The following is a 7,779-nucleotide window of genomic DNA, read 5'->3' on the forward strand; positions in this document are numbered from 1 at the left end:
GTGAATTCGAATCAAGATTTCAGGCGACAACAGCGCTTGTGGATTCGCGCGCCCTCACCCCAGCCCTCTCCCGCAAGCGGGAGAGGGAGTGAAAGCGAGGAGCAGGAGTAACGGTGAGCGCGATCAGGAACTGATCGGCTGCGTCAACTCAACCCAGGTCGGCGCCGTCGGCCACTGCGGTTCCAGATTGCCTTCCAGCACCCGGCGCAGATCGCGCCGGTCGATCTGCGGCGCCAACCCGTGCAGCAACTCCAGCGCGTAATCGCGCAGCACACGCGCACGCGGGATCACCGCCCAGGTGATGCACTCGGGAAACGCGTCCGGCGCGACCAACGCCTTGAGATCTTCATCGCGCGAGGTCACCGCCATCTCGGCCAGCACGCCCACGCCCAATCCGGCGCGCACATAGGTCTTGATCAGATCCGCGTCGCGCGCGGTCATCGCCAACTGCGGCTCGTGACCGCCGGCGGCGAACGCGCGGCGCAACGAGGATTCCGGCCGAGTCGAGGATTCGTAACTGATCAACGGCTGCGATGCGAGATCGGCCAGGGTCGGCGCGCGATCGAGCTTGGCCAGCGTATGCGTGCGCGGCACCAGCACCACCCGGCGCCAACGGAACAACGGCACCGCCAGCCCGCCTTCGGGCGCGGCGCCGGCGGTGCTGATCACCGCAAGATCGGCGTTGCCGTGCGACAGATGCGACAGCACCTCGCCGTCGGCCGCGGCCTGCAGATGCACGCTGACCTGCGGGAAGTCGCGCTTGACCTGGGCGATGATCGGCGGCAACACGTAGCGCGCCTGGGTGTGCGTGGTCGACAGCACCAGACGACCGGCATGCTGGCCGCGCTCGTTGGCGGCGTAGGCGCGGATATTGCCGGCTTCTTCAAGAATGCGGCGCGCGTGTTCGAGCACGCGCTCGCCGGCCGGCGCGATCGCTTCCAGGCTGCGGCCCTTGCGCACGAACAACAGGAAACCCAGTTCGTCCTCCAGCTGCTTGAGCTGCTTGGACAGACCGGGCTGGGTGGCGTGGACGCGCTCGGCGGCCAGGGTGATGTTGAGGCCGGAATCGGCGATGGCGACCAGATAACGCAGCTGAGTCAGGGTCATGGCGAAACTATCCGTAAGAGAGGACCGCGGTGGAGGCGATGGGCAGCGCGCTGACGGCACGGGCGACAACAACCCGCGTCGTTCCGTTTCCGGACGACCGGGGCCGAAGCCGGTGCGCAGGACATTCGCTGACGGGTCGCGTCCACGTATTTATCGCTCTATTCGGATAAAGGGATTTATAGGCTAGCCGGCGTATGGTGGCTTTGTCCAGTATCCGCACCGCAACGCTGCGACTCATTACGTGACGGCATGAGCAAAGGCGGCGGCGTCATTTCCGGTCGCCCGGCGGCGGCCTTAGGGTCGTTCCATCGTCCCCGGATCCAGTCCACGCCGCCATGACCAGCCTCCTGTTCCCGCTGTTTGCCGATCTGCGCGAGCGTCTCGTGCTGGTGGTCGGCGGTGGCGCGGTGGCGCAGCGCAAGGCCGCGGCGCTGCTGGACGCCGGGGCGCGGGTGCGGGTCGGGGCGCCGGAACTGTCGGCCACGCTCGCGGCCTGGGCCGCACAAGGCCGGATCGAACACCTCGCCGGGTCATTCGTCCCCGAATGGCTGGCCGGCGCCTGGCTCGCGATCGCCGCGACCGACGATGCCGCGGTCAACCGCGCCGTCGCCGACGCCGGATTGGCGCGGCGGGTCTGGGTCAACGTGGTCGACGATGTCGAGGCCTCCAGCTTCCACGTCCCGGCGCGGGTCGAACGCGGCCCGGTGCAGATCGCGATCTCCAGCGGCGGCGGCGCGCCGATGCTCGCGCGCCATCTGCGCGAAACCCTGGAAACCCAGTTCGACGAATCGCTCGGCGCGCTCGCCAACCTGCTGACCCGCGAACGCGCGCGCATCCGCAAGCACTACCCCGACATGGGCCTGCGCCGACGTTTCTTCGACCGCGTGCTGTCGGGTCCGATTCCGTCGCTGCTGCGCGAAGGCCGTATCGATGAGGCCCAGCGCGCGTTCGGCGTGGCCTTGATCGACGACAAGCCCGCGGTGCCGCAGGCCGGCACGGTCGCGCTGGTCGGCGCGGGCCCGGGCGATGCGGGGTTGATGACCTTGCGCGGATTGCGCATGCTCAACGAAGCCGACGTGATCCTGCATGATCGGTTGGTCAGCGCCGACGTGCTGCGGCTCGCGCGCCGCGACGCCGAACTGATCGAAGTCGGCAAGCAGGCCGGCAATCACCACACCACCCAGGACCGCATCCACGAGTTGATGCTCGAACACGCCCGCGCCGGCAAGCGCGTGGTGCGGCTCAAGGGCGGCGATCCGTTCGTGTTCGGCCGCGGCGGCGAAGAACTTGAAGTGCTGGCCGATGCTGGCATCGCCTTCGAAGTGGTGCCGGGCATCACCGCCGCGTTGGCGTGTGCCGCCTACGCCGGTATCCCATTGACCCATCGCGAGCATGCGCAATCGCTGCGAGTGGTCACCGCGCATCTGAAAGATTCCGCCGACGCGCTCGACTGGCGGTCGCTGGCTCAGGAAAAACAGACGCTCGCGGTGTACATGGGCGTGTCCGGCCTGGACGTGCTGCGCGACAAGCTGATCGAACACGGCCGCGCCGCGAGCACCCCGTTCGCATTGATCGAAAACGGTTCGCGCCGCGAACAACGCGTGGTCACCGGCACCCTCGCCGATCTGGCCGAGCGCGCGCGCGGACATGACGTGCAGTCGCCGGCCTTGCTGATCGTCGGCGAAGTCGCCGCGCTCGCCACGCGCCTGCACTGGTTCGGCGATGCGCCGTTGACCGATGTACCTGACTTCGAAATTTCCAGCGACACCGCGTTCGCCGCGGCCGCCTGACCTCATCACCCACGCCACGGGAGACCTTCCAATGCCTTTGTACGACAGCATCCTCGACACCATCGGCAACACCCCGATCGTCAAATTGCATCGCATCGCGCCCAAGCACGTATCGCTTTACGCGAAGGTCGAATCGTTCAATCCCGGCGGATCGGTCAAGGACCGTCTCGCCCTGGCGATCGTGCTCGACGCCGAACGTAGCGGCGCGCTCAAGCCCGGCCAGACGATCGTGGAAGCGACCTCGGGCAATACCGGCATCGCGCTGGCCCTGGTCGCCGCCGCGCGCGGCTATCCCTTCGTCGCGGTGATGACCGAAACCTTCTCGATCGAACGGCGCAAGCTGATGCGCGCGTACGGCGCGAAAGTGATCCTGACCCCGGCCGCCGAACGCGGCACCGGCATGGTCCGCAAGGCCGCCGAACTGGCGGAAAAACACGGTTGGTTCCTGGCCCGGCAGTTCGAAAACCCGGCAAACCCCGCTTATCACCGCAGCACCACCGGTCCGGAAATCCTGCTCGATTTCGCCGGCAAGCGGCTGGACTACTTCGTCACCGGCTGGGGCACCGGCGGCACCCTGACCGGCGTCGGCCAGGTGCTCAAGCTCGCGCGTCCGGAGCTGAAGATCATCACGTCCGAACCGGCCGGCGCGTCCCTGCTCAGCGGCGCCAACTGGCAGCCGCACAAGATCCAGGGCTGGACCCCGGACTTCGTGCCCGGCGTGCTTGATCGCGGCGTCGCCGACGAAATCCGTCCGGTCGACGACGTGACCGCGCGCGACACCGCGCGCCGGCTCGCGTCCGAGGAAGGCTTGTTCGTCGGCATCTCCGCCGGCGCGACCGTGGCCGCCGCGCTGCAAGTCGCGCAAAGCGCGCCGGAAGGCTCGGTGCTGCTGGCGATGCTGCCCGACACCGGCGAGCGCTATCTGTCGACGTTCCTGTTCGAAGGCGTATCGGAAGGATCGGACGACGAGTGGCTGGCCTCTCTGGATAAAACCGAGGAGCCGGTCGCGGCCTAGCAACAGGCGGGGCGAGGCCGTGCGCGACGGAACCGCGTACACGTGCCGCTACGCAGGAACCGGCGCCGCGCCGGCCTCGCCCCGCGCTTCCATTGGATCTGATCGGTTTTTTGTGTGGTTCGTTGTTGCTGTAGTTGTTTGCAAAGCGGTCGATGCTGAAAGACGCAGTTGTTCTCCTTGAGTGTTCTCCTTGCGTTGTTCTCCTAAGTTTTTCTCCTTGAGCGGTTTTGATTGATGCAGGTGTACCTGTAGGGCGGGGTTCTCGGCGCAGGAAATCCGAAGGCAGCGGTGGCGACTGCGTTGGAGGAACCTGCGGCGAGGGCTCCGCCCTACTTCTATCCGTGAGACCGGCAGCGCGATGCGAGCGTGTCTGCCCTCACCCCACCCTCTCCCGCGCGCGGGAGAGGGCTCTACGATGCTCAGCACCGGATGCTCATCGCCGAGTGACGCACGCGCCTCGTGGCACTACGAGAGCCCCCCGATCCTTCAGCGACTCCGCCCGTCCCTTCTCCCGCTGGCGGGAGAAGGTGCCCGAAGGGCGGATGAGGGCCTCCCACGCTCCCCGACATTCACCCCTGGCCCACGGACGTTTACCCTGTGCACCTGCGACCGCCCCGGCCGCATGGAGCACGCATGACCCAGCCGCACCCTACCGACCGCGACGACGCCCGCCTGGCCTGGGCGCGCGCGGCGACCGGCGACGACCGCCTCGACCTGACCCGCGCCTCGTTCGACGCCGGTTTCCGCAGCTATTGGCGCGGTCTGGCCGACGCCGGCGGCGCGACCGAGCGCAGCGTGATCGTCATGGATTCCCCGCCCGAGCTCGAAGACGCCCGGCCGTGGCTGCGCATCCGCGAGATGCTGCTGGCCGGCGGCGTGCGCGTCCCGCAGGTGCATGCGCAGGACATGGAACTGGGTTTCCTGCTGCTGGAGGACCTCGGCCAGCAGACCTTCCTGCAGGCCTTCGAGGCCGGCGAAGCCGACGCCGATGCGCTGTTCGACGCCGCCTTCGACCAGTTGCTCAAGATCCAGGCGCTGCCCTGCCCCGACGACCTGCAGCCCTACGACGAGGCCTTTCTGGCGCGCGAACTGCGGTTGTTCGACGAATGGTTCCTCGGCCGTCATCTCGGCCTGACCCTCGACTGCGGCGACCTGGAAAAGCTCGACCTGGCCTATCGCCGCATCCTCGACAACGTGCTCGCCCAGCGCCAGGTGTTCGTGCATCGCGACTACATGCCGCGCAATCTGATGCCGGTCGACGGCGGCGTGGCGGTGATCGATTTCCAGGGCGCGTTGCGCGGGCCGATCGCCTACGACCCGATCAGCCTGTTCCGCGACGCCTTCGTCAGTTGGCCGGAGCCACGCATCGACGGCTGGCTCGCGCGCTACCACGCGCGCGCGACCGCCGCCGGCATCCCGCTGCCCGACTTCACCCGTTTCCGCCGCGATGCCGACTACGCCGGCCTGCAACGCCACATCAAGATCATCGGCCTGTTCGCGCGCCTCAATCACCGCGACGGCAAGCCGAAGTACCTGGCCGACGCGCCGCGTTTCCTCGCCTACCTCGACGTGGTGCTGCCGCGTTACCCCGAACTGGCGCCGCTGGCCGAGATCGTCGAGCGCTACGTGCGCCCGGCGCTGGCCGCCACCACCGCGACCCAGCCGGCATGAAGGCGCTGATCTTCGCCGCCGGCCTGGGCGAGCGCATGCGCCCGCTAACCCTGCACACGCCCAAGCCGCTGCTTGCGGTCGGCGGCAAGCGCCTGATCGAATGGCATCTGGAAAAACTGGCCGCGATCGGCGTGAGCGAGGTGATCGTCAACACCTCGTGGCTCGCGCCGCAGTTCGCCGACACCCTCGGCGACGGCGCGCGCTGGGGCCTGCGCCTGCGCTATTCGTACGAAGGCACCACGCCGCTGGAAACCGGCGGCGGCCTGTTGAATGCCCTGCCGCTGTTGCTCGACGGCGCCGATCCGCGGGCACCGTTCCTCGTAGCCAACGGCGATATCTGGACCGATTACGACTTCGCCGCGTTGCCGCGTGAGTTCGACGGCGATGCGTATCTGGTGTTGGTGGACAATCCAACGCAGCATCCGCGCGGCGATTTCCAACTCGATACCAGCCGGCTCGATCAAAGCCTGCTGCACAACGACGGCCCATCGCGGCTCACCTACTCCGGCATCGGCCTGTACCGCGCAAGCCTGTTCGACGGCTGGCGCGACGTGCTCGGCGACGCGCCCGGTACGCAGTTGCAACCGCCGCGTTTCAGCACTGTGCCGCTGCTACGCGCCGCTGCCGCGCGCGGCCGCCTGAGCGGCGAACACCATCGCGGCCGCTGGACCGATGTCGGCACCCCGGAACGATTGCAACAGCTCGACGCGGCGCTGGCCGCCGCGGCGAACGGCTGAGCATCGCCTTGCTTACTGCGCGCGACGCGACCGGCCATGCCGCCGGATCGCGCCGCCGCCCTTACCGAATTGGAAACCACATGAGCTCCGTCAACCTCACCAAGACCAGCAAATTCCTCAGCCTCGTGCTGCGCCACGAACCCGAAGCAATCGGCCTGACCCTCGATGCCAACGGCTGGGCCGACCTCGACGAACTGATCCGCCTGGCCAACGCCGACGGCAAGCCGGTAACGCGCGAACTGATCGAACAAGTCGTGCGCGACAGCGACAAGCAGCGCTTCGCGATCAGCGAAGACGGCGCGCGCATCCGCGCCAACCAGGGCCATTCGATCGAGGTCGACCTGGAACTGGCGCCGCTGCCGCCGCCGGCCACGCTGTACCACGGCACCGCGACCCGCTTCGCCAAATCGATCCGCAACCTCGGCCTGGTCAAGCAAAGCCGCCAGCACGTGCATCTGTCCTCGGATCAAGCCACCGCGACCAAGGTCGGCAGCCGCCATGGCAAGGCCCTGGTGCTGACCATCCGCGCCAGCGAAATGCATGCGCGCGGATTGAGCTTCTATCAGTCCGCCAACGGCGTGTGGCTGACCGACGCGGTCGCGGCCGAATTCATCGACTGGCCCGAGCCGAACTGACCGTATGCAGTTGCGCGCGATCCAAGGCGACATCACCAAACTGACGATCGACGCGATCGTCAATGCGGCCAATTCCTCGCTGCTCGGCGGCGGCGGCGTGGACGGCGCGATTCATCGCGCGGCCGGGCCGGACCTGGTGTCCGAATGCCGTTTGCTCGGCGGCTGCAAGACCGGCGAGGCCAAGCTGACGCGCGGCTATCGGCTGCCGGCGCAGTACGTGATCCACACCGTCGGCCCGGTCTGGCGCGGCGGCGATCAGGGCGAGCCGGCGTTGTTGGCGTCGTGCTATCGACAGTGTCTGCAGATCGCGGCGAAGCGCGGCCTCAAGCGCATCGCGTTCCCATGCATCAGCACGGGTATTTTCGGTTATCCGTCGCGGGCGGCGGCCGAGGTCGCGGTGGCCACGGCGCGTGATTTCGGCGCGCGCGACGACTCGATCGACGAAGTGGTGTTCTGTTGCTTTTCCGAGGCCGATCTGGCGATTTATCGGGAGTTGTTGGCTTAGCGCGGTTGCGCTTGAGAACGCGCTATCGCGTTCTGGCCGCGTTCGTGGCGTGTCGCAGCGACTTTTTCGAATCCCAATGATTTGGGTCGAGCCCCGTTTTCCGTCTCTTTCAAGCGCGGCCATCGCCCCGGCCTTGGCTCCGACTCCACTCGAACTTTGGCCACAGCCTCAGCCTCAGCTGTGGCTTTGGCTTTGGCTTTGGCTCAATGATTGAAGCCGCGCAGTTCATCCAGCGCTGCGAAGCTTGTAACTCGCGTTAGCAAAAGCACACCCAGAGGGCGGCGTGCAGGATGCACGCCGTGCGCCACCGGGACATGGA

General features: G+C 67.4%; 7 protein-coding genes. 6 read left to right on the top strand and 1 reads right to left on the bottom strand.

Annotated elements, in window-relative coordinates; translation table 11 throughout:
* Positions 1-123 precede the first annotated feature (123 nt).
* Positions 124-1,107, bottom strand: a complete 984-nt coding sequence (locus tag ASD86_RS24765; protein ID WP_056117056.1) for a LysR family transcriptional regulator — start codon at positions 1,105-1,107, stop codon at positions 124-126.
* A 335-nt stretch (positions 1,108-1,442) separates the two neighbouring features.
* Here ASD86_RS24765 and cysG point away from each other — a divergent pair, with 335 nt between their 5' ends.
* From cysG to ASD86_RS24795, 6 genes are all read left to right on the top strand, one after another.
* Positions 1,443-2,897: a siroheme synthase CysG gene (cysG, locus tag ASD86_RS24770; RefSeq protein WP_056117058.1), complete on the top strand. Its 1,455-nt coding sequence runs from the start codon at positions 1,443-1,445 to the stop codon at positions 2,895-2,897.
* Between the two features lie 31 nt (positions 2,898-2,928).
* Positions 2,929-3,912, top strand: coding sequence for a cysteine synthase A (gene cysK / locus ASD86_RS24775; protein WP_056117060.1), 984 nt, complete (start codon positions 2,929-2,931; stop codon positions 3,910-3,912).
* A gap of 633 nt (positions 3,913-4,545) precedes the next feature.
* Entirely contained in the window at positions 4,546-5,583 is a 1,038-nt protein-coding gene (locus tag ASD86_RS24780) for a phosphotransferase (RefSeq protein ID WP_056117061.1), read from the top strand.
* Positions 5,580-6,320: an N-acetylmuramate alpha-1-phosphate uridylyltransferase MurU gene (murU, locus tag ASD86_RS24785; protein WP_056117063.1), complete on the top strand. Its 741-nt coding sequence runs from the start codon at positions 5,580-5,582 to the stop codon at positions 6,318-6,320. The genes ASD86_RS24780 and murU overlap by 4 nt, the downstream gene beginning before the upstream one ends.
* 80 nt (positions 6,321-6,400) lie before the next feature.
* A complete protein-coding gene (locus ASD86_RS24790) occupies positions 6,401-6,955 on the top strand; it encodes an RNA 2'-phosphotransferase (protein ID WP_056117065.1) in 555 nt (184 codons plus the stop codon).
* A gap of 4 nt (positions 6,956-6,959) precedes the next feature.
* Positions 6,960-7,460 carry an O-acetyl-ADP-ribose deacetylase gene (locus tag ASD86_RS24795; RefSeq protein ID WP_056117067.1) on the top strand — a complete coding sequence of 167 codons (501 nt, stop codon included), beginning with the start codon at positions 6,960-6,962 and terminating at the stop codon, positions 7,458-7,460.
* Positions 7,461-7,779 lie beyond the last annotated feature (319 nt).

The sequence above is a fragment of the Lysobacter sp. Root690 genome (assembly GCF_001427785.1).
Taxonomy (GTDB): Bacteria; Pseudomonadota; Gammaproteobacteria; order Xanthomonadales; family Xanthomonadaceae; genus Lysobacter.